We start from the raw sequence: 25,909 nt of genomic DNA on the forward strand, positions 1-25,909 counted from the left end.
TGACCGTGACGCCGCCGCGCGACGTGCGGGGCCAACCGCCGACCATATTAGCATCGGCCGGATGCGTACCCTGTTCACTTTTTGCATGAGCGGTGGGAGGGCTTCGCCCGCAAGACAGCCCGGAAGACATGGAAACGGCCGCCCCCGATCCGGGGACGGCCGCTGCCGTAATACAGTCAGAAATTATTCGGTCGCGCTATTTGTGGCACTTGGTCATGCCTTCCATGGCCATATGCGCATCCTTCTCGGTCTTGTAGGTGCCCATCATGGCGAACTTGTCGGTGTCCGACGGCACCTTCGTCGCCATCGAGCAGGTGCCCTTGTCGTTGTCGAACATGATGTAGAACGGACCGGCCATGGCGAAAGCCGGAGCCGTGAACGCGCCGATCAGGGCGGCGGCGAGGAGAAGCTGTTTCATTTGGTTTTCCTTCGTTGGGCTGGGGGGTGTTTCGAACGAAGGAATCGTATCAGCGCCATTGGCCGGCGGTGGTCACACCTCGGTCGAGCGCCATCACAACGCGGTGCGAATACGAGCACGGAAGATCACGGGCGCGTGTCGTTAATGTCGGAGAAGCGTCACACTCGAGAGCCGAGGCTGGTGCGGACGGCGGGGGTCGAACCCGCACGGGCTTTCGCCCTCAGGATTTTAAGTCCTGTGTGTCTACCAATTCCACCACGTCCGCATTGCGCCTCTGCACGTTCCGGGCCGGCCACCCACATTCGGTGGCGGCGCAATCACGCTGTTTTGCCGTTTTTGGGCGCGCTTGCATACCCGGTTGAAAGAAGGCGAACGTCATGAAGGGACGGCGGACCTGGACGCCTCGCGACGTTCTCGCATCGATTCTACCGCGTCTCCGGTGGTGCGGCTGTCCGGACTCGCTCGGCAGAGCGCTGAGGGAGCACCAATATGCAGGCAACGATGAATGCCCCCAAAACCAGCGAAGCGATGGGACGGCTCAGAGCTAAACCGCCCTGGTCCAGCGGTTTGTCGAGAAAGTCGCCCACGGTCGCGCCGAGCGGCCGGGTCAAGATGAACGCGGCCCAAAAAAGTCCCGCACGGGAGAGATTCGACCGGAAATAGAGCAGGACGACGATCAGGATAAGGCCGCCGAAGACCAACGCGGCCCCGCCATAGCCGAGCCCGGAATCCGCCGTCCAATCGCCGAGGGCCGTACCAAGCGTCTGGGACAGAGTGATAGCGGTCCAATAGAACGCTTCAACCCGGGGCTCGCTGACCGTCTCGACAGCAATCGAACCCTCGATGCGATACCAAGCCGCCAAGACTATCAGCAGGCCCGTCAGCAAGATTACCGAGCCGCCCGCATAACCGATACCGAGCGAGCGATCCGCAAAATCCGCTAGGGTCGTGCCCACGGTCGTCGAAGCGACGATCGTCGCCCAATAGAGAAATGGATGAAATTTCTTCGCCGCGATCTGCATCGAGACCAGAACGATCAGTAGTGACAGGAAGATTACGGTTCCGAGTGCGTAGCCCAGCCCCAAGGACATCGATGCAGTATCGCCGCCAGTTTCTCCAAGAGTCGTGGCGGCGATCTTGATAATCCAGAACCCGAGCGTGACGGCCGGCACTTTGCTGCCATGGGCCCCGTCCGCTCGTCCGCCCTCATGGTTGTCCATTCAGGGTCTCCTAGATCGCGTGGAAGCTGCTTCCGCTGCTGCCACCTGCTGTAAATATATTGGGAAGGCCATGTCTAGGATGAAGGCCATGGCTAGGATGAAGGCGATGTCCAAGATAAGGGCTGGAGGATAGAACTGATCGGCGGCGAAATCGGAGATCTCGATCGCCGGAGCGGAACAAAGACCCATGGATAAACCCGAAGGCGGGCCAGAGCTTCGTCAGGCCGTCAAGCGAGTCGCTCTCCTGAACCTCGGCTATTTCGGGGTGGAGTTCGCCGTCGCTCTGACCATCGGCTCCGTAGCCCTGTTCGCCGACAGCGTGGACTTCCTGGAAGACGCCTCCGTCAACCTTCTCATCCTGCTGGCCCTGAACTGGTCCCTGCGCAACCGCGCGCGTCTGGGCATGGTCCTCGCCGCAATCCTTCTCGTTCCGAGCTTGGCGACGCTGTGGCAGGCCTGGACCAAGTTTCAGGACCTGTCGCCCCCCGAACCCTTCATCCTGTCGGCCACGGGACTCGGCGCCCTCGCCGTCAATGTCATCTGCGCCTGATGCTCGTGCGGTTCCGGAGCCATAGCGGTAGCCTGACCAAGGCCGCCTTCCTTTCCGCCCGAAACGACGCCTACGCCAACATCGCCATCATCGCAGCGGGCTTCGTCACCGCCGCGACGCTCTCGGGCTGGCCGGACCTCATCGTCGGACTCGGCATCTTCCTGCTCAATCTCGATGCTGCACGGGAAATATTCGAAGCCGCCCGCGAAGAGCACAGGGAAGCCCAGAGCTGACGGGCCGATGGGGTCAACCGTTGCGCTTCGCACCAAGGGTGACGGTCAGCAGGCTGCAGGGCTCGTCATGGGGATTGCGCCAGGCATGCGCGGGCCGTTCTGCACCACCGCCTCCCCCGTCCCGACCGGCACCTTGGTACCATCGCCAAGCTCCAGCTCGCACGCCCCGCTCGTGACGAAGATGAGATCGATACTGTCGGTCTGGTGCATGCCTGGATCCTTCGGATCCATCTTGGTGATCATGCCCGGCAGCTTCGCCTCGGTCTCCCGCAGCGCCTGCTTCATGTCGAGATTGGGGTCCGCCTCGGCGCCCGCCGGGGGCAGCACGATCATCTGAAACCGGAAACCGCCCGGCGGCGGAAACCACTTGGAGAAATCCGGTTCGCCTCCGGCATTGGGCAGCGTCGGTGCTGCATCGCTGCCCCAAAGGCTGAAGAACTGGGCGCCGGGCAGCAGCGGTACCTGAATCGCGTCCACGACCTCGTCGCTCACCAGAACGGACGCACCGTCCGGCCGCTCGCCCGTCACGATCCGGCGAATGGGGGAGCCCGATTTCGGTGCGTCTGATGTCATGCCTGCTTGAATCCTCTGGTTCTGATCTTCGTCGCATCGCGATGCTCCGCCCTTCTAGGGCGATAGAGCACTCCTAAAGCAGTGTCTTGCCCTCCGCATCCCGCCGATCAAGACGATCCGATAGCGGGGCAGCCTCCCCCGCCCGGAAACTGGCGAGCAGCAACAGGAACAAGGTAACGGCGTTCAGAAGATGCCACACGACATGAGTGCCGACCCTGTGCCCATCGAAAACCAGGGTGTCGCACAACACCATGTCGAGAGAGCGGAAGGTGACGGAAACAGCGAAGACGAGCGCCGCCCAGAGGATGAACCGTCCTGCCGCCAATCCGCGAGCCCAGACCAGGCCGCCCACGATGAGCATGGCCAGAAGCGCCGGCAGATACCCCACGCTCCCGTTCAGGCACGTCCCGGAATCGACACCTTCCCCCGGAAACCCGATCCCGCCCGCGAAGCAGCGAAGCTGCATGGCTCCCGCGCCGGCAGCGGCGAAGGCGATCACCAGCAGCGTGGTCCAGCCAGGCGGCACCTGAAGGAACCGGTTCAGGGCGAAGGCGAGATAGATCAGCATGAACAAACCGATGGGGATCGTATCGGCCAGACCAGTCCCTTTGGTCGCGAAGAGATGGAAGGCAAGGCTGCCCAGCCCGATGATGAACACCAGCCCGATCAGGAGATAATGGTCGGCGCTTCTCGCCGCGGCGGGCCGGCGCAGCAGGAGTCCCAGCGCCACGACGGCCGCAAGCAGAAAGCCGCCATTGGTGAGGGCGTTGAGGGGCTCCGCCCAGATCCCCGGGTCCTGGCCGCGCTCGCAATAATTGAAGACGTGATCCGACAGCGCCACGGAACCTTCTCCCTAACCCCAGCGTCGGAGGTTAGCATTTTCCGAAGGCTCGTCGGCTAGACTTGTCGCCAGATGCGGCGCAACCGCGCCTGAATCAAACTTTGAACCGGACAAGGCATTTTCTTGAACAGATTCGCCAAACCGCGTTCGCGCGGGCCCCAAACGACCATTCGTCCACCGCACCCGTATCGCCAACGGGAGCCGAAGCGATGATGAACCGCCTGCTCGCGTTCTGGCGGCGTCTGGTGTCCAGCCTATGGGCCCTGCCCATGGTGATGGTGGTCATCGCCGTGGTCGCGGCCCTGCTGGCGATCCAGGTCGATTGGCAGCTCGGCGACAACCCGCCCTGGTATCTCTATAGCGGCAGCGCCGAGAGCGCCTCCCACTTCCTCTCCAATCTCGTCGCGGCCATCATCACAATGGCGACCCTGGCGATCTCAATCACCATGGTCGTGCTGACCCTGGCCGCGCAGCAGCTCGGCCCCAGATTGATCCGCGGCTTCATGGGCGACCGGCGCACCCAGTTCTCCCTCGGGCTGATGGTGTCGACCGTCGTCTACCTGATCCTGGTCCTGCGCGCCTCGTACCTCTCGGGCGATCAGGCGCCGAACCTCGCGGTCGCCATCGGCACCGCGCTGATCCTGATCAACGTCGTCGCACTGCTGATCTTCGTGCATCACCTGGCCCGCTCTATCATCGCCGACAATGTGGTGGTCCAGGTCGGCGCGATCCTCGACGCGGAGATCGAGCGTCTGCTTCCGTCGCGGGACGATCAGGACACGCCCGAGCCCACGAAGTTTCCCAAGAAATCGACAGCCGTCGCGCTGCCGCGCAGCGGCTACATCCAGAGCATCGATCACAGCGCATTGGTGCGGGCGGCGGCAGACGCCAACGCCATCATCCGGCTTGATGTCGTCGCCGGCGACCACGGCATCCAGGGCGCGACCTTCGCCTCCGTCGCCCCGCCCGAGGCGGTCACCGACGAGCTCGTCGAGAAGATGCAGGGCGCGCTCGTCCAGGGCACCGCGACGAACTCGGTGCAGGATCTCAACTACTACATCCATCAGCTGGTGGAGGTGGCGCTCCGGGCCCTGTCTCCGTCCATGGCCGATCCGTTCACGGCGATCGCCGTGGTCAACCGCCTCTCCACCTCGCTTGAGCGCATCATGCGCCGGGGCGAGACCAAGAACCGCTGGATGGACGACGAGGACAAGGTCCGGCTGATCACGCCGCGATACGACTTCAAATCGATGGTGGATGCGTCCTTCGTGAAGATCCGCCACTACGCCAAGGGGTCCCCCTCGGTGCAGTACCGGCTGATCGAGAACCTCAATCAGCTCGCCCAGGAATCCTCGCCGCCACAGCGGGCCGTTCTGCTGCAGCACGCCGAAGCGTCCTCGCCGACATGACCGCGGCTCTAGACGACGAGGAGATTCTCGAACAGGCCAAGTCCGCCGTGGCAGCGATCAAGGAGAAGCCGCTCCCTTAAGGCGCCGTGTCAGGACGACCCGGCAACCGATTCTCGCGATTCGGTTTTCCGCCTCGGCTACTTCGCCACCTTCGGCGGGACGACCTTGATGTTCAGCTCCTTGAGCTGCTCCGGCGAAACCTCCGACGGCGCCCCCATGAGCAGGTCTTCGGCCTGCTGGTTCATGGGGAACATCACAACTTCGCGGAGATTCTCCTCGCCGCACAGAAGCATGACGATGCGGTCGACGCCCGGAGCGATGCCGCCATGGGGCGGTGCGCCGTATTGCAGGGCGCGCAGCATGCCGCCGAATTCCTTCTCCAGCTCTTCCCTAGAATAGCCGGCGATCTCGAAAGCCTTCTGCATGATCTCCGGCTTGTGATTCCGGATCGCACCCGACGACAGCTCTACGCCGTTGCAGACGATGTCGTACTGGAAGGCCTTGATCTCGAGCGGGTCCTCGTTCTCCAGCGCCTCCATTCCCCCTTGCGGCATGGAGAAGGGATTGTGAGAGAAGTCGACCTCGCCCTCATCCGTCAGCTCGTACATGGGGAAGTCGACGATCCAGCAGAACTTGAACTGCTCCTTCTCGGTGAGCTCCAGATCGTTGCCCGCCTTCACCCGGGCACGCCCCGCGAAGTCGGCAAACTCCGCCGGCAGGCCGGCCACGAAGAAGACCGCATCGCCATCGCCCAGGCCGAGTTGGTCGCGAATCGCGGCAGTGCGCTCCTCGCCGATATTCTTGGCGACAGGCCCCGCCCCTTCGCCATCGCGGAAGAAGATGTAGCCGAGGCCCGGCTGCCCTTCGCTCTGCGCCCAGGAGTTCATCCGGTCGCAGAAGGCGCGGGAACCGCCACCCTTGGCGGGAATGGCCCAGACACGCGCGTTCTGATCGCTCTCCAGCATGCCGGCGAAGATCTTGAAGCCGGAGCCGCGGAAATGCTCCGAGACGTCTTCCATCTCGATCGGGTTGCGCAGGTCCGGCTTATCGGTGCCGTATTTCCGCATGGCCTCCCGGTAGGGAATCTGCGGGAATTTCTGGGTGACTGGGAGCCCGTCGCCGAACTCCTCGAAGAGACCGCGCAGCATGGGCTCGACGGCTTCGAACACGTCGTCCTGGGTAGCGAAGCTCATCTCGATATCGAGCTGGTAGAACTCGCCGGGCGAACGGTCGGCGCGCGCATCCTCGTCCCGGAAGCACGGCGCGATCTGGAAGTAGCGATCGAACCCGCCCATCATGATGAGCTGCTTGAACTGCTGCGGCGCCTGGGGCAACGCATAGAACTTGCCCGGATGGACCCGGCTCGGCACCAGGTAGTCCCGCGCCCCTTCCGGCGAGGAAGCGGTCAGGATCGGCGTCTGAAACTCGAAAAAGCCGGCATCGCGCATTCGATTGCGGATCGACCAGATGATCGCCTGGCGCTTCATGATATTGGCGTGCAGCGTTTCCCGGCGAAGATCCAGGAAACGGTATTTGAGCCGCGTCTCTTCCGGATAGTCCGGCTCGCCGAACACCGGCAGCGGAAGCTCGGCCGATTCCGACAGAACCTCGATCGCCTTGATCCGCACCTCGACCTGGCCGGTGGGCAGGTTGGGATTCACGGTCTCCGCCTCGCGGGCCACCACCTCGCCGTCGATCCTGACCACCCACTCCGCCTTCAGCTTCTCAGCCTGGGCGAAGGCCGGAGATTCGGGATCGGCGACACACTGGGTCAGCCCGTAATGGTCGCGCAGGTCGATGAACAACAGCCCGCCGTGGTCGCGCAGGCGGTGCACCCAGCCCGAAAGACGGACCGTTTCGCCGACATTCTGCTCGCGAAGCGCGCCGCAGGTCGTGGTGCGGAAGGGATGCATGGCAATTCCGTGAGGTAAGGGTGTGAATCGCGCGTAGAGCGCATGGCGAGCGTCCGGCTGTCAAGCGTCCGCATCGCCCCGGTCGCTGCAGGAATGCCAGAAGCGGCGCCGAACGGCAAACCCGCCGTTGGATGGCGTCTACGTCAGGTGCCGGACGAAGCCTTGCATCGCCGGTAGTCGACATTGCAGGCCGCCAGGCACTGGCCGCGCCGGCGATTGTCCTTGCCGAAGCACATGGCCTTGCACCCGTTGAGCCCGTTCAGGCATTCGGAATTGGGCTGCTGCTTGGCCAGCTGGACGCTCTCGCCGGCCTGCGCTGAGCCGCTGCCGGCCGCTATCACACCGCCCAGCGCCAGGGCCAGAACCAGCGAAAACATACGGAAAGCCTTGGTCAAAGTCTTGGTCATGGCGCGATCCTCGCTCTCAGGAATGAGACTGACTCCAGTGTAGCAGAGGGCGATTTCACCGTAAGCGGGGAACGGGACAGCCTAAGCCAAGGTTTAATACGGGTCTCGTTTCACCACGGAGCCGTCAATGCGGATATTGCTGTCATCGCTCGCGATCGCCGCCGCCATTCTATCGGCCGGACCCATACAGGCCGCCGAAGACGCTCATGAGGATCAGGCAACTCCGGCCCGGCCAAAAGCCGGCAGCACCTCCGAAGAGGTGCCCGGCGTGGATGAGAACAAGCCCCTGAGCGAGCAGCTCGAGGAGGATGAAGGTGTCATCGATCCGCCCTCGGTCGGCGATTCGGAGATCGACGTGCCGGCCCCCGATCCGGATCCTGGCACCACGGTGGTTATCCCGCCTCCGGGCAGTCCGGGCGGCGACCCGACCGTGCAGCCCAAATGACGGATGAGATTTCCGCCTGAGGCTGGAAAATTGCCGTGTTGCGGCAGTTTCCACCATTCTTGAGCGCATAAGCCCAATTCCTTTGAAGGAATCGAAAAAACGGCCCTGCGCGGTGCGAGCCGTGACCCCGCAGCAACGGCGCAGCGCGGGTTCGCACGCGAAAGGACGCAAGTCCTTTGCGGAAGGCGGTGGGGTGAGATATATCCGGCTTAATCATGCGCCTCATCACCACGACCGAGGAGCTCGCTTCAGCCTGCGCTGAACTCGCTTCTCATCCCTTCATAGCCGTCGACACGGAATTCATGCGGGAGCAGACCTTCTGGCCGAAGCTCTGCCTGATCCAGATCGCCGCGGGCGAACATGAACTCCTGATCGACACCCTGGCGCCGGATATCGATCTTGCACCGTTCTTCGACCTGATGAACGACGAGTCGGTCCTCAAGGTGTTCCACTCGGCCCGTCAGGACGTCGAGATCATGCATCACCTGGCTGGCCAGGTGCCCCACCCGATCTTCGATACCCAGGTCGCCGCCATGGTGTGCGGGTTCGGCGAATCCGTTGGCTACGGCATGCTCGTGAAACGCATGCTGAACCGCAATCTGGACAAGACCTCTCGCTTCACCGACTGGAGCCGGCGGCCGCTATCCGAAAAGCAGCTCACCTACGCCATCGGCGACGTCACCCATCTGAGGGACCTGTTTCCGACGCTGAAATCCCAGCTCGACGATTCCGGCCGGGAGACTTGGCTGGACGAAGAGATGGGGGTTCTGACCGATCCGGAAACATACGAGCAGCCGCCGGAAAATGCATGGAAGCGCCTGAAGATGCGCACCAAGACCCCGAAGGCGCTCGCCGTGCTGATGGAAGTCGCCGCCTGGCGTGAGCGCGAGGCTCAGAGCCAGGACGTTCCCCGCTCGCGCATCCTGAAGGACGACGCCCTGCACGATATCGCCAACCAGGCCCCGCGTAGCCTGGACGATCTCGGCGCGCTCCGCAGCATCCATAACGGTTTCGTGCGCTCCTCCCGGGGCAGAAGCGTGCTGGAGGCCGTCGAGCGCGGCCTGGAGCGGGATCTCGAGACGGTGCCGCGCATTCAGAGAAACGATCCCATGACGCCGGAATCGGCCGCGGTATTCGACCTCCTCCGGGTGCTTCTGAAGGCCACCGCAGGCCATCACGGCGTGGCACCCAAGCTGATCGCGACCTCCGACGAGCTGGAGCAGATCGCGCGCCACGACGAGCCGGACCTTCCGACCATGAAGGGCTGGAGGCGCATGCTGTTCGGTGAGCAGGCGATGAAGCTCAAGCGCGGCGAGCTGTCTCTCGCCGTGCAGAACGGCGAAGTGTCCGTTCTTCAGGTGAACGGCGACGACTCATCCGATTGATTTGATCGTTACAGCGCGAGCGGGCGTTTAGTCCCGCTCCGCGCTAGCCGATCCGCTTGCTGCGCCGGAGAGAGATCCGCTCTTTCAGCTGGGTGCGGCTATCGTCGGACAACTCGTTGATCGCCTCGACCAGCACCCGAAGCTCGCTGCGAAGCCCGTGGATCTGGTCGATAAGGTTGAGGATCACCGGCACCTCTTCCTCGTTCACGCCGAGATCGTCGACGAGATCGCGGATCAGCGCCGCCCGCGCCAAATCGGCTTCGCTATAGGCCTTGGCATCCGTATCCGCCGGCCGGATCCACCCCTCGCTGACCCACACCCGAAGACGGGTGACGGTCAGCTGCTCCACCTTGGAGACGAGGTCACGCTCATCCAGCATCACGCCTGCTCTCTCAACTTCTTCCGCGGATCGTAGCTGTGCGTCTCACGCCACTTTTCCGCAAATTCCTTAAGATCGCTATCGATGGTCTCCGGCAGCATGACCTGAAGCTTAATGAGCTGGTCGCCGGTGCCGGCCTTGGCCTTGATGCCCCTGCCCTTCATCCGCAAGGTCTGGCCCGTGTTCGCGCCCGCCGGAATGGTCATGGACACGACGCCATGAATGGTCGGCACCTCGACCTTGCCGCCCAGCACCGCCTCGTCAAAGGTCAGCGGGAGGTCGACGATGATGTCCCGCCCATCGCGCTTGAAGACCGGATGCGAGCCCACCGTGATCTCAACGAGAGCATCGCCGGCCTCGGCGCCGCCCGATCCCGGCATGCCCTTGCCCTTAAGGCGGAGCACCTGCCCGTCGCGCACGCCTGGCGGGATCGTCACGTCCAGGGTGCCGCCATCGGGCAGCGTAATGCGCTTCTTCGTGCCGTTCGCCGCCTCCAGAAAGGCGATCTCCAGCCGGTAATTCGCGTCCTGGCCCCGCATGGCGAAACCGTGCCCGCCCGCACCGCCGCCGAACCCGCGGGCTCCACCGAAGCCGCCGCCCGCCGAGCGGCGCTGGCCGAACAGGTCCGAGAAGATGTCGCCCATATCCTCGAACCCGGCGCTGGAATAATACTGGGTGCCCTCGTTGCCCCCGGCATATTCGCGGTAATAGCGCTGCTGAGGACGCTCCTGGCCGGACGCATCGATCTCGCCGCGGTCGTATTGCCCGCGCTTCTCCTGATCGTTCAGGATCGCATAGGCCGCCGACGCTTCCTTGAACTTCGCCTCGGCGGAGTCGTCACCCGGGTTGAGATCGGGATGATACTTCTTGGCGAGCTTCCGGTAGGCCTTGCTGATCTCGTCGGCGCTGGCGGTCTTGGAAACGCCGAGCACGGAATAGAGGTCGTCTGCCATTTACGACTGGGCTCTCGGTTCTGGGCTTTGAATGGGATTGGGATAAGACACCATCATCCCCGCTGTCACAATGATTTGGGAGAAAACGCCGCTTTGCGCAAGGCTGGGCGGCCGCAAAAGACCGTGTTTTCAGCGGCATCCTCCCACTGACGCCTTCAGACCGCCTCCTGCTGCACCGAGGCGCCGGTACGGACCTCACCATCCCGGTCCAGGAGCGCGGCGAGCTTCTTGAAACGTCGTTCGACGCGCTCCCCTTCGAGATTGCAATAGGGTTCCGGCAGGGTCCACACCAGCCGGTCGCCTTCGTAGGTGAGGGGCGTATGGGGCAGCACGCCCGGCAGCGAAGCCGACACCATGTTGGCCGCACGCAAGGCCGTTCCAAGGATACGGGCCCGCAGCACCATGTCGTCGTCGATCAGCTCCCGGAGCGACTCCGTCAGCTCGTCCTTCACGTAGCCCTCGGCCCGGAAATAGACGGTCAGGGCGAGGAAGGCCCGGCCGGCGTGATCGAGATCGACGAAGTTGCCTTGGGCGACGAGGTTGAGACTCTGGGTGCCGCGATAATCGGGATGGGCCCGCCAGCCAATATCGGAGAGCAGGCAGGCCGCATAGCGCAACCGCCGCTGCTCCGGCGTCTCTTCGAGCTCGGGCCCGGCAAACAGCGCGTCGGTCCAGTCGCAAAGCTCGTAGGCGTTCTCCAGCGAGCGCGACCGGCGCCTGGCGAGATCCTCGCAAGCGGCGATCAGCGGATCTTGCTTCTTCTCCTCCTCGTCGAGCAGCGAGTAGAGCAGACCTTCCCGGATACCGAAGGCCGAGATCACGACCATCTTGGGCCTGATGCGCCGGATCAGCCGCTCTAGGACAAGCGCGCCGTAAGGCACGGTCTCGCGCCGGGCGCTGGAGATCTCGCTGATGCCGGACAGAGAATTCGGAGATTGCAGATCGAGGGCGGAAGCGAATTTCAGCGCATCGTCCGTCTTGATGCGAAAATCCTGCATGACGCTCAACGGATACTCGACCTGCGCCATATAGAGCCGGGCGAACGCACGCCACGTCCCGCCGATCGCGTAGAAATCACGGCCCCTGCCCTTTTCGAGCCAGGGCACGGTCTCCAGCTCGGCATCGACGATCTCGCGGGCCTTCTTCAGGTTGCCGCCAGAAACGTCGATCAGCCGCAACCCGCCGAGCGGCAGGGTCACCGCCTCGCCCGTCTGACCCTCGAAGATGTCCACCAGCTCCAGGCTGCCGCCGCCGAGATCGCCTGCCAGCCCATCGGCGTTGCGGTGGCCGGCGAGCACGCCGCGAGCGGCGAGCTCCGCCTCCTTTGTGCCGGTGAGAAGCTGAACCGGCGCTTTGAGAATGGCCTCCGCGCGCGCAACGAATTCAGGACCGTTTTCGGCATCCCGCGCCGCCGCCGTGGCGATCACCTCGACGGTCTTTGCACCGATCTGGTCGATCAGTTCCCGAAAGCGCCTGAGCGCCCGCAAGGCGCGCTCCACAGATTTGGGATCGAGCTTGCCCGTGCTCGCGACAGACCGGCCGAGGCCGCACAGCACCTTTTCGTTGAACAGTGGAGTCGGCGCCGGCGTGGCGCCTTCGTAGACCACGAGCCGAACCGAGTTCGAGCCGATATCGACGACCGCGACCGGGCTGAGTTCTTTGCGAAGGGCCATAGGACGGGATTTGGACACCCGAAAAAGATTCAGGAGTGCCAACGCTTACCCGGTCTGTACGAGATGAGCAAATCGCGGCGGCATGTTTTCCTTTAGCGCCGCGCCTCTGCCCGAGAGGCTGGGATTGGTCATGAAATAGCTCTGGGCGCTGAACGGCTCCTGGCCTTCCGTCGGCTTGATCCGTTCGGAGCTTCCATCGGATAGAACCCGCCAGCTCTGCAGATTGTCCTTCAGATTGGCGATCATGATCTGATCGAGGATCTGCTCGTGCACCGTCGGATTGGAGATCGGCGTCATCGCCTCGACGCGCCGGTCGAGATTGCGCGGCATCATGTCGGCCGACGAGATGTAGATCGCGGCCTTCCGGTGGGGGAGGCCGTGACCGGCGCCGAAACAATAGATGCGTGCATGCTCCAGGAACCGGCCCACGATGCTCTTCACGTGGATGCGCTCCGAAAGTCCGGCGATGCCCGGCCGCAGGCAGCAGATGCCGCGCACGACGAGGTCGATCTCGACGCCCGCCTGGCTCGCCTCGTAAAGCGCATCGATGATCTCCTTGTCGACCAGGGAGTTCATCTTCATCCAGATCGCGGCCGGCCGCCCTTCCCTGGCGTGATACATCTCCTCACGGATGTGATCGAGAATGCGCGCCCGGATACCGTGCGGCGACAGCGCCAGGGACTCGAGATCCGCCGGCTCCGCATAGCCCGTGACGAAATTGAAGACCCGCGACAGATCCGTGCCGATGGAGCGGTCCGCGGTGAAGAAAGAGAGGTCGGTGTAAATCTTCGCCGTCACCGTATGATAGTTGCCCGTGCCGACATGGCAGTAGGTGACGAGCTCCCCGCGCTCGCGGCGGACAATCAGGCTGAGCTTGGCATGGGTCTTCAGCTCCAGGAAGCCGTACACCACCTGGACACCGGCGCTTTCGAGATCGCGCGCCCATTTGATGTTCGCTTCCTCATCGAAGCGAGCCTTCAGCTCGACCACTGCGGTGACGGACTTGCCGTTCTCCGCCGCCTCCTTCAGCACGTCGATGATGGGCGAGGCCTTGCCGGTCCGGTAAAGCGTCCACTTGATAGCCACGACGTCGGGATCCGCCGCCGCCTGCTTCAGGAACTGCAGCACCACGTCGAACGACTCGTACGGGTGGTGGACGACGATGTCCTTTTCCTTGATCGCGGCAAAGCAATCGCCCTGATGCTCCCGGATGCGCTCCGGAAACCGGCTGTTATAGGGCTCGAACTTGAGGTCCGGCCGATCCGAGACGATCAGCTGCTCCGTGTCGGTCAGGCCGATCAGCCCCTTCTGGACGAAGCTCTCGTCCTCCGTGACATTCAGCTCCTGCATGACGAAGCGCTGCAGGCGCGGCGGCATGGTATTCTCGATCTCTAGCCGGATCACCGATCCGCGGCGGCGGCGCTTCAGCGCCGATTCGAACAGCCGAACCAGATCTTCCGCCTCTTCCTGGACCTCCAGATCGCTATCGCGCAGCACGCGGAATGCGCCTTGGCTGCGCACCCGGTAGCCGGGGAAAAGCCGGTTCACGAAGATGGCGACCACGGTTTCCAGCCGGATGAAGCGGATCGCGCTCCCCTCCCCCTCGCTCTTGGGCAGACGGATGAACCGGTCCAGCATCGGCGGGATCGGCATCAGCGCGTGCATGGAGCGCAGCGAGCCTTCCCGCACCAGCTCAAGCCCCAGGGTGAAGCCGAAATTCGGGATGAAGGGGAACGGGTGCGCCGGATCGACGGCGATCGGGGTGAGCACCGGAAAGATCTGATCGAGGAAATATTGCTCGAGCCAAGTCTTCTCGTCCGCGGTCAGATCGTCCGCGCCGAGGATATCGATCCCCGCCTCATCCATGAGCGCCTTCAGCGTCACCCAGATCTCCTGCTGGTCGGCGGTGAGCTCGGCGACAAACTGATTGATGCGGTCGAGCTGCTCGGCGGGCGTCAGCCCATCCTGGCTCGGGGTCTCTATGCCGGCCAGCACCTGCCCGCGCAGGCCCGCCACGCGGACCATGTAGAACTCGTCGAGATTTGAGGCGGAGATCGAGAGGAAGCGCAGCCGCTCCAGCAGCGGATGCCGCTCGTTCTCGGCCTCCTCCAAAACGCGCTGGTTGAAATACAGCCAGGAGAGTTCGCGGTTGAAGAACCGGGACGGTCCGAAGGACTCCGGCTCCGGCGAGGAACTCATGGTCTGAACATTATCCGTCGACGTCATCACCGCCTCAATTCGACTACGCGTGGCGCGCCGGCCCCCCGGGGCGGCGCAAAATCGGGATCAAGCTATGCCGGGCAACCATTGCAATGCTGTTACAGTAAGCGCGCCGGCGTGAATTTTCACCTTCCGGACGCACCGAAACCCGCGCGAATCGCCGCTATTCGCTTGGCTGGGTCGTGCGCAGCGCCTCCGCCGCGAGTTGCCGGCTGATCTTACGGCCCGAGCCGAGCGCCGCCTGATCCACCGCCTCGACCGCCCGCGCCGCCGCCTCCAGGGAGCGGTCCACGTGAAGCGCGAGATACTCCAGCACCTTCGGCTCGACATTGAGCTGCCGGTCGGCGAATTGCTTCAGCATGACCGTCTTGAGCAGTGGCCCATCGGGCGTGCCCATATCGGCAAGGGGCAGCGCATTGAGCCGCGACCTCAGATCCGGCAGATCGATGCCCCAGCGCCGGGGGGGCTGACGTGCCGTGAGCAGCAGGAAATGGCCGCCCTCCTTGACGACGTTCAGGAGATGGAACAGCGCCTTCTCGCCGAAACGCCCCCCATCCGCGTCCTCCAGCACGAAGGCAGAGCTGCGCGGCGCTGCTTCGACCGCCGCAAGCTCATCCGCAGCGCCTGTCAGGGACGTCGCGTCGGAGCGAGCCTGCCAAACCCGGACGAGATGGGTCTTGCCGCTCGCCGGTGGCCCGACCAGGAGCTGCGCCGGGGCATTCCATTCGGGCCACGCATCGATCAATTCGACCGCCAGGCGATTGCAATCGCTGACCAGGAAATCGTCGGCACCGAGCGCGGCGCGATGCGGCAGGTCCAGCACGAGCTGCTCGCGCATCATCGCACCGAAACCCCGGAGCCATGCGTTCCGCCCATGCCCTTGCGCCTGCGGGACGGACGCTGGGGCACAGGCTCGTAACGCGCCATGTAGACGAGCCAGCTCCAGAAATATGCGCCTGCAGAGGTGACCGTCAGAAGACCCGTAACCCACACCAGCACCGGAACCAGACCGTGCAGCCCGAATCCCACGCCGAGCTCCGCCAGGACCAAGCCGGCCAGTACGATCTGGAAGAAGGTGTTGGCCTTACTGATAAAGATGGGCCGCACCTCGACGGGGCGCCCGAGCATGGAGGAAAGCATGAAGGCGCCGATGATCAGCACGTCACGGCTCACCACCGCGATCACCAGCCACACCGGCAGATGGCCGGAAAAGCCGAGGGTTACATAGATGCTGACCAGCAGCGCCTTATCGGCGATCGGGTCGAGATAGGCTCCAAGCTCGGTGTTCCATCCGAAACGCTTCGCCAGGAAGCCGTCCGCCGCGTCGGACGCACCGGCGAGCAGAAACAGCACGAAGGCGGCCGTCATCTCGCCGGTGATGATGAGCCAGACGACGAAAGGCACCGCGACAATGCGGGCGAGCGTCAGGCTATTTGGAATATTCACGATCACGGTTCAGCATCCGCCGAAAGGCATAAAACTCGATACGAAAAGCTTGGCCGGCGCGACAGGCGCCTAGGCCGATTTAATACGCCCGGAGGACATACTCGCCCTGGCCGGGCTCAAAGGAAAATCCGTTCTGCGCCAGATCCTGCTGCAGATTGTTGAGGGATCCCGCGTAGTCGAAGGTGATCGAAGCGCCTTGCGGCGATAGCGAGTTCACCTCTAGCCGCTCGATTCCCGGCACGTTGGCGAGACGGCTACGAGCCTCCTGCCAACCCATCAGGCCTTGAAACTCGACCCGAGCGACGATGTATTCGGCCGGCGGGGGCGCTTCTTCCTGCTGCTGCTGGCGGCCACCGAAGTTGAACCACCCGCCGCCATTGTTGCGTGGCGCAGGAGCCGCCTCCGGCTGCTGCTGGCGGCCGCCGAAATTGAACCAGTTCCCGCCGCCGCCGCTGCTGGGCGGCTCGCTCCCCTCGGGCATCGCCGTTGCCGCACCGCTCTGCATCGATTTCCAACGGTCCTGCAGCGCTGCGAAATCCTGCTCCGCCGCCGCCATCGCGGCCGCATCCAGGTCGCCCCGGATCGGCACGTCCTTGATCAGGTCGACTTCGCTGACAGCGTCGGCACCGAACAGCCGCGTCGAGAAGGTCTCGCCCTTCTGCTCGGCGATGGCGATGACAAGCGGCCCACCGATCTCGTTCTGCAGGAACTCGTAAGCGTCGATATTGCCATTGAGGATCTCCGACAGGCGCTGCTGATCGAGCACGCCCTGCCGTTTCACCAGGTCCGCCGGCGCGACCGCATGGGCGAGGTCGACGCTATTCCAGCCGTCCGTCCAGGCCTTCACAAGCTTGCTGTCGTTCAGGGGCGCGCCGGACTGGTCGATCACCACCGGCAGGAGTTTGATCTCCATCGCTCGGGAGTCTTCGATGGGCAGGCCATAGCTGGAGAGGAGCTGCTGGACGCCCGCCTCGCTGTAGCTGACGCCGAGCGACGCAATATAGCGGGTCGTGGAATAGCGCTCGCTGCCGATGGAGACGCCGGTGACCAGGGACTCGACTTCCGCCGAGCTGAGCTGCGGCAGCCGGTCATGAGCCTCCGGCGGCACCAGCCTGCGGAACAGAACCTGCGCGCCTTTCGCCTGGGCCTCGGCCATGGCCTTTTTCTGAGCCGCCACGGCATTGGCCGCTGTCACGTCCACGTCGATCTTGTCGACATCGTACAGGCTGCCGGCCGCCTGCGCCGGGTCGCCCTGCACCGCGATGGGAGCAAAGACGAGAATCGCCAAGCAAATGAAATGAAAGAAAGACCGCACGTTCGTCACCCGAAAGGATTGAAATCCGCTCGAAAGAAAGTCCATCCGGGGCGCCGTGACAAGAGGTGCGCCACATTTCTCCCGATACCCCCAAAAGACTTCGCAGTTTTCCCTCCAAATTGTGACCGGATGCTGTCCAATAGGGCTCTGCATCGATGCATCCGGCGCAGTCGCGGGTCCGAGAATCGCCGTACGGCTCGCGCCTTCGCCCGAGACACCCTGACGCGGGCATGGCGACCATGGCAGATCGAATTGAACAGGCGCTCAAGGAGCTCGAGGCGGGTCTGACTCCGCCCGACTACGAACGACTCATCACGGCCTTCCGGTCGCTCCAGATCCCGGGCGACGTGGACAGCGGGACGTTGAAGCGTGTCTATCGCCTCTGCTTCAGGATTCTCGGCCTCGCGCCCGGCGAGCCTCCCCTCGATTCCGAGCACCATATCGAGCCCTGGCAGACGGGACATCTCGAAGCTTGCGCAGCGAGCGCCATCGAAGAGAGCCTCTTTGACCGGAATGCCCAAACGCGCCGGTGGATTCGGGAACGGGAAGAGCGATACCGGGTCGAGGGCAAACCAACTCCGGCAGGGTTCGGCGACCAAAACCTTCCGCCAGAGCTCCACATCCCCTGGGATTTGGAAACCGCAAGAGAGGAGATCGCGCCGTTCCTTGCCGCCTACGAGCGAAACCTGGCCCAGGACCCAGGCGTCCATTTCAAGCTCTGCTACGACGTAATGAGCGACGGCTATCCCGTCTTCCGCACAGTGTTCGGCGATTGGATGGACGCGCTGGAGCAGCGCGGCCTGGGTCACCCCGGCATGCGGATGGCCATTGAAAAATCGGTGGAGCTCGACGCGCTCGCCAACGAGCCGGAGCCGATTTCGTGGCAGGAATGCGAGGCGGAGCTGCTTCCCCTCCTCGACCATGCCCACCCGATGATCGCCGCAGGGGCGGCCCGCTATCTCGGCGCGCTCTTCGCCGAGGCGCCCTTCCCCGACGATGAAAAGGCTCCCGGCCTCCCCGAATTCCTTGAGGATCTAGCCCAGCGCTCCGAACATCGCCGCAGCCTTTGCGGCGCGTTCATCCGCGGCTTGGACACGGAATGCCGCGGCCTCGGCACCCTCGCCACCGACCCACGGCTGCAAGCCTTCGATCTCGACGAATGGGTGGTCGAGGTTCTGAGCCTCGACGAGGAGGAGCCGTTTCTCCCCAACGTCCAGGCCTTCTGGTTCTACGTCCACGAGTATTACGACACCGATCCCGGCTTCATCACGCGGCTCATCGAAATGGACCGCGCCTGGATCGCCATGATGTGCGCCACCGAATCCCCCAGCCGCATCGAAGGCATGGAGCCGGTGCTGCACCGCCTTGCGGAGAACCCCGACCCCGAGATCGCCGCCCACGCCGAATCCCATCTCGCGCGCCATTATAGCCATTAGACGAGGACAGCTTGTCCTTGACGGGGTGCCGTCGGCCCGCTTGTTATGCGCCCTAGTTGCGGCACGACCCAAAGGGACGATCCTTGGCCTCCAAATCCGATTCCGAAAGCGGAGCGAACGGCTCGCTCACCTATAAGGATGCCGGCGTCGATATCGATGCGGGCAACGCCTTGGTGAAGGCGATCGACCCCCTCGCCGCCAAGACCAAGCGCTCCGGCGTTATGGGTTCGATCGGCGGTTTCGGTGGGCTTTTCGATTTGAAGGAAGCGGGGTTCAAAGACCCGATTCTCGTCGCGGCCACCGACGGCGTCGGCACCAAGCTCAAGATCGCCATCGAGACCGGCCACCACGAAGGGATCGGCATCGATCTCGTCGCCATGTGCGTGAACGATCTCGTGGTGCAAGGCGCCGAGCCCCTCTTCTTCCTCGATTATTTCGCCTGCGGAAAGCTCGACAACGGCAAGGCCCAGACCATCATCGCCGGCATCGCCGACGGGTGCGAGCAGGCCGGCGCGGCCCTGATCGGCGGCGAAACGGCGGAGATGCCGGGCCTCTACGCAGGCGACGATTACGACCTCGCGGGATTCGCCATCGGCGCCGTGGAGCGGGATGGGATCCTGCCCCGGGACGATCTCGGCGCGGGCGACGTGATCCTCGCCCTCCCATCCTCCGGCATCCATTCCAACGGCTTCTCCCTGGTGCGCAAGGTGGTCGAGAAGGCCGGCCTCGCCTGGACCGATCCCGCCCCCTTCGCCAAGGACAAATCCGTCGGCGAAGCGCTGCTGGAGCCGACCCGCATTTACGTGAAGCCGCTCCTTGAGGTGCACCGCCAGCTCGGCGCTATCAAGGCCCTGGCCCATATCACCGGCGGCGGGCTCACCGAGAATCTGCCCCGAGTTCTGCCCGAGGGCCTGGCGGCCGAAATCGACCTCGGCGCGCTCGAGCCCGCGCCGGTCTTCGGCTGGCTGAAGGACACGGCCAACATCGCCGAGGACGAGATGCTGAAGACCTTCAATTGCGGGGTCGGCATGACAGTGATCGTGTCGCGGGATGCTCAGGATTCCGTGATAACCGCCCTGAGCGCCGCCGGCGCGGAGCCGTTCGCGCTCGGCCGTCTCATCGACCGGAAAGACGGCGAACCGGTTCAGTACGCCGGAACCCTCGGCTTTCAAGGGGCGTGAGCGCCATGACCTCGGCCGCCAACGAAAAGAAGCGCGTCGGCGTCCTGATATCGGGACGCGGCAGCAATCTCCACGCCCTCATCGAAGCCAGCCGGCATGAGCCGGATTATCCGGCCGAGATCGTGCTCGTCGCCTCCAACAATCCGGACGCGCCCGGCCTCCGGAAAGCCGCCGATTCGGGTATCCCGACCCTGGCTCTCGATCATCGGACCTTCGACAGCCGCGAGGCCTTCGACGAAGCGCTCGACCGCAACCTCAAGAAGGCGGAGCTCGATATTCTCTGCAACGCCGGGTTCATGCGCCTCCACACGGAGGCTTTCGTGAAGAGCTGGTGGAACCGCCACCTCAACATCCATCCGTCCCTCCTGCCCGCCTTCAAGGGACTGCACACCCATGAACGGGTGATCGAGGCAGGCATGACGGTTTCCGGCTGCACCGTTCATGCGGTGCGTTTCGAGATGGATTCGGGCCCGATCGTCGATCAGGCGGTGGTACCGGTGCTAAATAATGACACTCCCGACACATTAGCGGCGCGGGTGCTGGACGCGGAGCACCTGCTTTACCCCCACGCCCTAAAGCTCGTCGCCTCCGGAGCGGTCACCGTCGAAGACGATCAAATTATCGTAAACCATTCAGAACAAATAGAGTCTGCGCCTTACGACCGGGCCTGATAGGTCTTTGGCGACACGATTCACCCCCTGCCCACCCATAGCGTGGCAGCCATGTCGCACCGCAACAAATTGCGGCCGTCTATCCTCGCGGCGACATGGACAATCTGGCGTCCGCAGTGCTACACGACATACAATATTTCAGTAACAGGCCGGTTTTTCCAAGCTTCGGCAGTGAAGTCGGCCGAAAGAGAACTTGTCCTGTTCCCGCGCGCCCGACGAGGGCGCTTCGCCGCCGCCAGCGGGGCCTCGTACGAGCTCGCAAACGAGCTTCATGATAAGGGGAAAGGCGTAAATGGTGGATATGACGGTCACCTACGCTCCATCGCATGGGTTGGGTGAAGAGCAGAGCATCTGGTTCAAGCTGACGCCACTTTTGGCGCAGGAGAACCCGATGCAGATGCTGCTGCGCCTGACCGACAAATACAACGGCGTGATGCCGGTCAATCTCAAGAACCAGCGCATCGTGATGCTCGCGAAGCCCGAGCATGCCCAGCGCGTTCTTGTCGACAACGCCGAGAACTACACGAAGTATTTCGACGGCCTGCGGCCGATCTTCGGCAAGAGCATGATCACCATCGACGGTGCGCTCTGGCAGAAGATCCGCATGCCTCAGCAGGCCGCGTTCCATCCTGGAATGTTCGAGGAATACTTCCCCTACCTGATGAACTCCATCAATTCTAAGATGGAGCGCTGGGACCAGCTCGCCGAGTCGGGCGAGACCATCGAGATGGTCGAGGAAACCTGGACGCTTGCCGCCGACATGGTCTGCCGCGCCCTGTTCGACCGCGAGATGCCGTTCAATCCCCACTTCATCTTCAAGCAGGTGAAGACCTACACCGACGTCGGCAACCACAAATCCATCCGCATGCGCCGGGTCAACGGCGAGCTGGAGGAGATCACCCAGGAGACCGCGGCCAAGGCCATGGAAATCTGGGATTCGGTGCCCGATTCGGTGATGAACGCCGCGATCATCGACAATCGCGAGAAGACACTGCTGACCATGCTCCAGGACGCCGCCGAGAATCCGGAATTTCCGGAGTTCGACCACCGGCAGGCCGTCGATGAGATGAAGCAGTATCTCTGGGCCGGCACGGAGACGACCGCGCTGACCCTCGCCTGGTCGCTCTACCTGCTCTCCACCCATCCGGAAGCGCTGAAGCGCATCCGCGAGGAGGCCTACGCCGTCTGTGGCGACCGCGATCCCGAATGGAACGAGGTTCAGCAGCTCACCTATACCCGGATGGTGATCCAGGAGACCATGCGCCTCTACCCGCCGATTTGGGCCCTGATCCGCATCGCCCAGGAAGAGGACGAGATCGACGGCCACAAGATCAATCCGGGCGACAAGGTCGTGGTTTGCACCTACGTGCTGCACCATTCCGACAAGTACTGGAACAATCCGGAGGAATTCGACCCGGAGCGTTTCTCCCGCGAGCGCATGAAGAAGCGGGTGAAGTACAGCTATCTGCCGTTCGCGGCGGGCCGGCGCTCCTGCATCGGCGGTGCGCTCTCCCAGATCGAGAACACGCTGGCCCTGGTGCAGCTGCTGCGCCGCTTCACGCCCGAATATGTCGGCGAGGAAGAGCCAAAGATCCACGCGACCGTGACCCTGACGCCGAAGGGCGGCCTGCCCTTCCGCATCAAGCGGATCGAGGACACGGTCTAAGCAGGTCTCGAAGCAGTCTCAGAATCGAAAACGCCGGGCCTTTGGACCCGGCGCTTTTTGTGTCGGCTTCACCCCTCCCAAGAGGAGAGGGAGTTCGGCTGCTAGCCGACGATCTCTTTCTTGGCGAAGCACATATCGATCTCCTTCTTGGCGTTCTCGACGCTGTCGGAGCCGTGCACGGAGTTGCGCTCGATATTCACACCGAACTCCTTGCGGATGGTGCCCTCCTCGGCGTCCACCGGGCTGGTCGCGCCCATCACCTTGCGGTTCGTGGCAACCGCGTCCTCGCCTTCCAGCACCTGGATGACGATGGGGCCGGAGGTCATGTAGGAGACGAGATCCTTGAAGAAGGGCCGGTCCTTGTGGACCTCGTAGAAATCCTTCGCGTCCTTCTTCTTCCACCATACGCGCTTCTGCGCGATCACCCGCAGGCCCGCATCTTCGAGCTTGCTGATGATCTTGCCGGTAATATTCCGCTCGGTGGCGTCCGGCTTGATGATGGAAAGCGTACGTTCGGTGGCCATGGCCAAAACCCCTCAGAAATACCTAAACTCATTTGGCCGCGCTTATACCGGTCGCATCTGCACCCCGCAAGCGATGCCTTTGCCGACCCTTGCGAAACACGCACTCAGGAGCCCGCCTTGCTCTACGCAACCCTGAAACTCGCCATAACCGCCGTGCTGATCGTCGTCATTTCCGAGATCGGCAAGCGGAGCTCGGTGATGGCGGCGATTCTGGCCTCCATCCCTCTGGTCTCCGTGCTCGCCATGATCTGGCTCTACGTCGATACCAAGGACGTGGCCAAGATCGAATCCTTCGCCACCAGCGTCTTCTGGCTGGTGCTGCCGTCGCTGATCCTCTTCGTCACCTTGCCGCTACTGCTGCAGAGAGGCCTCGGGTTCTATCTAAGCCTCGGGATCTCGATCGGGCTGACCGTGATCGGCTATCTCGCCATGCTCCAGGTGCTGAAGCGCTTCGGCATTGCCATCTGATCGGGCCCTAGTGGCAGCTCTTGATGTAGCCAGACGCCGGCCGGGCGTAATCTTCCGCCGCCCGCTTGGCGAACGGTCCCGCAGTGGCGATCCACAGCCCCTTGGTGAAGTTTGGACAGCGGTCCGTCTGCATCACGAACCAGCCGGCGCCGAGCCGGTTCGCCATGTCTTGAGCCTCGCTCCGGTCGGCACTCGCCGCGGCGATGGCGTACCAATCGCCCGATCCCGATCCGGGAGCCGCAGGAGGCTCCTGGACCTCCGCCCCCTTCCAGGCGAAGGCCAGCTGGTCCTCGCGATAGCGGGCGACCTTGCAATTCTGCCCACGGATCGGTGCGGCGCCCTTCAACACCAGCACATCGCCCTCGGCCTCACCCGCCACGGGATAGGCGAGCGGACCGCATGTCTTATCGAAGATGGTGGCCTCGCCGCTCACCTTGCCATCCCCGGCCTGGGAGCCCCTGAACAGCACGGTGCCACTCCTCACCCCGGCGCTCTTGAGCCCCGGCCGCGGCTCGACATATTCGATCACGACGCTGCCGCCGTCGCAGAATTCTATCTCCATGGTCGAGCCGTTGTGATCGTAGAGATCGCGGGCGCAATCGCTGCCATATGCAGCGGCCCCGGAGACCGCCCAGCCCCATAGCGCTATCGCACCCAATGATACTATGCGCATCGCGTGACGCTCCCCGCCCTTTGCCGTGACGAAGCGTAGAGCATCGGCATGACGCGCTCTACGCCTTTTGCTGCCAGCGTCCGGTCTCGTCCTGCTGCCAATAGCTGACGGGGATATCCTTGTCGCGCGCGGCCTTCCACTCCTGCCGCGCCCGGGCCTTGGCGTCTTCGTCTCGCCCATCGAACAGGATCACGATCCGCTCGTATCCCGCCGTCTCCGACAGCGGCGCCCCGTCCACCAGAAAGCGGATCGCTGCGCCGTTTGGATTACCGTCATCGAGGGTCAGAAAGACCGGCTGCTCCGCCGGCGGGCCGTCCTCTTCCGTGCCGTGGGGCAGGAAGCTCGCTTGGGAATAGGTCCACAGATGCGAATTGAGCTGCTCCAGCCGCTCCTCGCTTCCGGCCTGCACCACTGCTCGCCAGCCGCGCTCGAGGGACCGCTCCAGCAGCACGGGCAGAACGTCTTCCAGACTCCGTTGCTCCAGATGGTAGAAATAGAGCTCCGTCGCCGCCGCGCTCATCGCCGCCTCGCCTTGCCTGCATAGGGGTTCTCCCCCTTGCGCAGATTGAAGCGGATCGGCACGCCCGGCATCTTGAAGTCTTCCCGCAAGCCGTTGACCAGGTAACGGAGATAGGATTCCGGCAGCTCCTTGGGCTTGGAGCAGAAGGCGACGAAGGTCGGCGGCCGGGCATTGGCCTGGGTCATGTATCGCAGCTTGAGCCGGCGCCCGCCGACATGGGGCGGCGGATGCGCTTCGACCATCTCGGCAAGCCAGTCGTTCAGCTTGGCCGTGGGCAGGCGCTTGTTCCACAGCCGCGCCATCTCGAAGACGCCCGCCATCAGCTTCTCCAGGCCGTTGCCCTTGAGGCCGGAGACCGGCACCAGGGGCACCCCTTTGACCTGAGGCAGCATGCGCTCGCACATCTCTCGCAGTTCGGCGAGACGCTCCTGCTTGTCCTTCACAAGGTCCCACTTGTTGAGCGCGATGACGATGCCGCGCCCCTCCCGCACGATCAGATCGCCGATGGTGAGATCCTGCTTCTCGAAGGGGCGCTCAGCGTCGATCACGAGAACGGCGACCTCGGCGAACCGGATGGCCCGCAGGGCATCGCCCACCGAAAGGCTCTCCGCCTTGCCTTCAACACGCATCTTCCGGCGCAGCCCGCCGTATCGAACAGCTCGATCGGCCGCCCCGCCCATTCCAGATCGTTGGCGATGGCGTCTCGCGTGATGCCCGCCTCCGGCCCGGTGATCATGCGTTCTTCGCCGAGCAGCGCGTTCACCAGCGTGGACTTGCCCGCATTGGGCCGACCGACGATAGCGAGCTTGAGCGGCCGCTCGTCATCGTCCATGTCCTCGTCCTGCGCCCCCCCGCTCGCTTCGAGTTGGGCCTCCGCCGCATCGACGATCGCGGCCGACACGTCGCCGAGACCGAGGGCGTGCTCCGCCGACAAGGCGATCGGCTCCCCGAAACCGAGGGAATAGGCTTCCGTCAGACCGGGCTCCGCGGCGCGGCCTTCGCATTTGTTGCCCGCCACGATCACCGGCTTGCCGGAGTCCCGCACCATTCCTGCAAACATCTCGTCTGCCGGAATCACCCCTTCCCGCGCATCAATCATGAACAGCACCAGATCGGCCTGCGCGATCGCGGCCATGGTCTGCCGGCGCATGTTGCTCAGAAGCTCGTTGCCGCTGTCCTCCAGTCCCGCCGTATCGATCAGCCGGATCCGCATGTGACCCAGCTCCGCCTCGGCCACGCGCCGGTCGCGGGTCAGGCCAGGCTGATCGTCGACCAGCGCAAGCCGGCGTCCGACCAGCTTGTTGAAGAGAGAGGACTTGCCGACATTGGGCCGTCCGACGATGGCTACGGTGAAAGTCATGATGTACCGGATAGGGCGGCCCGGTGCGGA

Annotated in this window: 24 protein-coding genes, 1 tRNA gene and 2 pseudogenes; 9 read left to right on the forward strand and 18 right to left on the reverse strand. The window is 63.7% G+C overall.

Features of this window, described 5'->3' with window-relative positions:
* Window positions 1-196: 196 nt before the first annotated feature.
* From A7A08_RS12165 to A7A08_RS12175, 3 genes are all read right to left on the reverse strand, one after another.
* Entirely contained in the window at window positions 197-418 is a 222-nt protein-coding gene (locus A7A08_RS12165) for a hypothetical protein (RefSeq protein ID WP_069095751.1), read from the reverse strand.
* 178 nt (window positions 419-596) lie between these two features.
* A tRNA-Leu gene (locus tag A7A08_RS12170) sits at window positions 597-683 on the reverse strand.
* A gap of 160 nt (window positions 684-843) precedes the next feature.
* Window positions 844-1,638, reverse strand: coding sequence for a COG4705 family protein (locus A7A08_RS12175; RefSeq protein ID WP_069095752.1), 795 nt, complete (start codon window positions 1,636-1,638; stop codon window positions 844-846).
* A 187-nt stretch (window positions 1,639-1,825) separates the two neighbouring features.
* On the opposite strand from A7A08_RS12175, the pseudogene A7A08_RS12185 reads away from it, so the two are divergent.
* Window positions 1,826-2,421: pseudogene (locus A7A08_RS12185) on the forward strand (cation efflux transmembrane domain-containing protein).
* A 45-nt stretch (window positions 2,422-2,466) separates the two neighbouring features.
* Here A7A08_RS12185 and A7A08_RS12190 read toward each other — a convergent pair.
* Window positions 2,467-2,994: a cupin domain-containing protein gene (locus A7A08_RS12190; protein ID WP_208430633.1), complete on the reverse strand. Its 528-nt coding sequence runs from the start codon at window positions 2,992-2,994 to the stop codon at window positions 2,467-2,469.
* 73 nt (window positions 2,995-3,067) lie between these two features.
* The gene (locus tag A7A08_RS12195) at window positions 3,068-3,835 is read right to left on the reverse strand and encodes a hypothetical protein (protein WP_069095754.1); all 768 of its coding nucleotides are present in this window, start codon (window positions 3,833-3,835) and stop codon (window positions 3,068-3,070) included.
* 209 nt (window positions 3,836-4,044) lie between these two features.
* Here A7A08_RS12195 and A7A08_RS12200 point away from each other — a divergent pair, with 209 nt between their 5' ends.
* On the forward strand, window positions 4,045-5,244 hold the full coding sequence (locus tag A7A08_RS12200; RefSeq protein WP_069095755.1) for a DUF2254 domain-containing protein: 1,200 nt from the start codon (window positions 4,045-4,047) through the stop codon (window positions 5,242-5,244).
* A gap of 137 nt (window positions 5,245-5,381) precedes the next feature.
* Here A7A08_RS12200 and aspS read toward each other — a convergent pair whose 3' ends face one another.
* On the reverse strand, window positions 5,382-7,157 hold the full coding sequence (aspS, locus tag A7A08_RS12205) for an aspartate--tRNA ligase (protein ID WP_069095756.1): 1,776 nt from the start codon (window positions 7,155-7,157) through the stop codon (window positions 5,382-5,384).
* Window positions 7,158-7,300: 143 nt separating this feature from the next.
* Complete coding sequence (locus A7A08_RS12210) at window positions 7,301-7,564, reverse strand: hypothetical protein (RefSeq protein WP_069095757.1); 264 nt, start codon at window positions 7,562-7,564, stop codon at window positions 7,301-7,303.
* Between the two features lie 127 nt (window positions 7,565-7,691).
* Here A7A08_RS12210 and A7A08_RS12215 point away from each other — a divergent pair, with 127 nt between their 5' ends.
* Window positions 7,692-8,009 carry a hypothetical protein gene (locus tag A7A08_RS12215; protein ID WP_069095758.1) on the forward strand — a complete coding sequence of 106 codons (318 nt, stop codon included), beginning with the start codon at window positions 7,692-7,694 and terminating at the stop codon, window positions 8,007-8,009.
* A 215-nt stretch (window positions 8,010-8,224) separates the two neighbouring features.
* Window positions 8,225-9,394, forward strand: coding sequence for a ribonuclease D (gene rnd, locus A7A08_RS12220; RefSeq protein ID WP_069095759.1), 1,170 nt, complete (start codon window positions 8,225-8,227; stop codon window positions 9,392-9,394).
* Window positions 9,395-9,437: 43 nt separating this feature from the next.
* On the opposite strand, the gene A7A08_RS12225 is transcribed toward rnd, so the two are convergent.
* The 7 genes from A7A08_RS12225 to A7A08_RS12255 all read right to left on the reverse strand — a co-directional run bounded on the left by A7A08_RS12225 (window position 9,438) and on the right by A7A08_RS12255 (window position 17,380).
* Window positions 9,438-9,773, reverse strand: a complete 336-nt coding sequence (locus A7A08_RS12225; RefSeq protein ID WP_208430634.1) for a MerR family transcriptional regulator — start codon at window positions 9,771-9,773, stop codon at window positions 9,438-9,440.
* Window positions 9,773-10,726 carry a DnaJ C-terminal domain-containing protein gene (locus A7A08_RS12230; protein ID WP_069095761.1) on the reverse strand — a complete coding sequence of 318 codons (954 nt, stop codon included), beginning with the start codon at window positions 10,724-10,726 and terminating at the stop codon, window positions 9,773-9,775. Before A7A08_RS12230 ends, A7A08_RS12225 begins: the two co-directional genes overlap by 1 nt.
* A gap of 155 nt (window positions 10,727-10,881) precedes the next feature.
* Window positions 10,882-12,399 (reverse strand): Ppx/GppA family phosphatase, encoded by a 1,518-nt coding sequence (locus tag A7A08_RS12235; protein WP_069095762.1) that lies wholly within the window; start codon window positions 12,397-12,399, stop codon window positions 10,882-10,884.
* A gap of 45 nt (window positions 12,400-12,444) precedes the next feature.
* Window positions 12,445-14,625, reverse strand: coding sequence for an RNA degradosome polyphosphate kinase (locus A7A08_RS12240; RefSeq protein ID WP_069095763.1), 2,181 nt, complete (start codon window positions 14,623-14,625; stop codon window positions 12,445-12,447).
* 157 nt (window positions 14,626-14,782) lie between these two features.
* Complete coding sequence (locus tag A7A08_RS12245) at window positions 14,783-15,460, reverse strand: P-loop NTPase family protein (protein WP_083226744.1); 678 nt, start codon at window positions 15,458-15,460, stop codon at window positions 14,783-14,785.
* On the reverse strand, window positions 15,457-16,065 hold the full coding sequence (locus tag A7A08_RS12250) for a CDP-alcohol phosphatidyltransferase family protein (RefSeq protein WP_083226761.1): 609 nt from the start codon (window positions 16,063-16,065) through the stop codon (window positions 15,457-15,459). The genes A7A08_RS12245 and A7A08_RS12250 overlap by 4 nt, the downstream gene beginning before the upstream one ends.
* A 79-nt stretch (window positions 16,066-16,144) precedes the next feature.
* On the reverse strand, window positions 16,145-17,380 hold the full coding sequence (locus A7A08_RS12255; RefSeq protein WP_169823003.1) for a DUF2066 domain-containing protein: 1,236 nt from the start codon (window positions 17,378-17,380) through the stop codon (window positions 16,145-16,147).
* A gap of 239 nt (window positions 17,381-17,619) precedes the next feature.
* Here A7A08_RS12255 and A7A08_RS12260 point away from each other — a divergent pair, with 239 nt between their 5' ends.
* The 4 genes from A7A08_RS12260 (at window position 17,620) to A7A08_RS12275 (ending at window position 22,334) form a co-directional block, all read left to right on the forward strand.
* Window positions 17,620-18,816: a hypothetical protein gene (locus tag A7A08_RS12260; RefSeq protein WP_141693986.1), complete on the forward strand. Its 1,197-nt coding sequence runs from the start codon at window positions 17,620-17,622 to the stop codon at window positions 18,814-18,816.
* A gap of 83 nt (window positions 18,817-18,899) precedes the next feature.
* Window positions 18,900-19,997, forward strand: coding sequence for a phosphoribosylformylglycinamidine cyclo-ligase (gene purM, locus A7A08_RS12265; RefSeq protein WP_069095767.1), 1,098 nt, complete (start codon window positions 18,900-18,902; stop codon window positions 19,995-19,997).
* Between the two features lie 5 nt (window positions 19,998-20,002).
* Entirely contained in the window at window positions 20,003-20,668 is a 666-nt protein-coding gene (purN, locus tag A7A08_RS12270) for a phosphoribosylglycinamide formyltransferase (RefSeq protein ID WP_069095851.1), read from the forward strand.
* A 292-nt stretch (window positions 20,669-20,960) separates the two neighbouring features.
* Window positions 20,961-22,334 carry a cytochrome P450 gene (locus A7A08_RS12275; protein WP_245290925.1) on the forward strand — a complete coding sequence of 458 codons (1,374 nt, stop codon included), beginning with the start codon at window positions 20,961-20,963 and terminating at the stop codon, window positions 22,332-22,334.
* 101 nt (window positions 22,335-22,435) lie between these two features.
* On the opposite strand, the gene ndk is transcribed toward A7A08_RS12275, so the two are convergent.
* On the reverse strand, window positions 22,436-22,858 hold the full coding sequence (gene ndk, locus A7A08_RS12280; RefSeq protein WP_069095768.1) for a nucleoside-diphosphate kinase: 423 nt from the start codon (window positions 22,856-22,858) through the stop codon (window positions 22,436-22,438).
* Window positions 22,859-22,975: 117 nt separating this feature from the next.
* On the opposite strand from ndk, the gene A7A08_RS12285 reads away from it, so the two are divergent.
* Window positions 22,976-23,326, forward strand: coding sequence for a DUF3147 family protein (locus tag A7A08_RS12285; protein WP_069095769.1), 351 nt, complete (start codon window positions 22,976-22,978; stop codon window positions 23,324-23,326).
* A 7-nt stretch (window positions 23,327-23,333) separates the two neighbouring features.
* Here the strand turns inward: A7A08_RS12285 and A7A08_RS12290 are convergent, their stop codons facing one another.
* The 3 genes and pseudogenes from A7A08_RS12290 to der form a co-directional block, all read right to left on the reverse strand.
* On the reverse strand, window positions 23,334-23,999 hold the full coding sequence (locus tag A7A08_RS12290; RefSeq protein WP_141693987.1) for a hypothetical protein: 666 nt from the start codon (window positions 23,997-23,999) through the stop codon (window positions 23,334-23,336).
* Window positions 24,000-24,057: 58 nt separating this feature from the next.
* Entirely contained in the window at window positions 24,058-24,519 is a 462-nt protein-coding gene (locus A7A08_RS12295) for a DNA polymerase III subunit chi (protein WP_069095771.1), read from the reverse strand.
* Window positions 24,516-25,879: pseudogene (gene der, locus A7A08_RS12300) on the reverse strand (ribosome biogenesis GTPase Der). Before der ends, A7A08_RS12295 begins: the two are co-directional and overlap by 4 nt.
* Between the last annotated feature and the right edge of the window lie 30 nt (window positions 25,880-25,909).

This window comes from Methyloligella halotolerans (assembly GCF_001708935.1).
Classification (GTDB): Bacteria; Pseudomonadota; Alphaproteobacteria; order Rhizobiales; family Methyloligellaceae; genus Methyloligella; species Methyloligella halotolerans.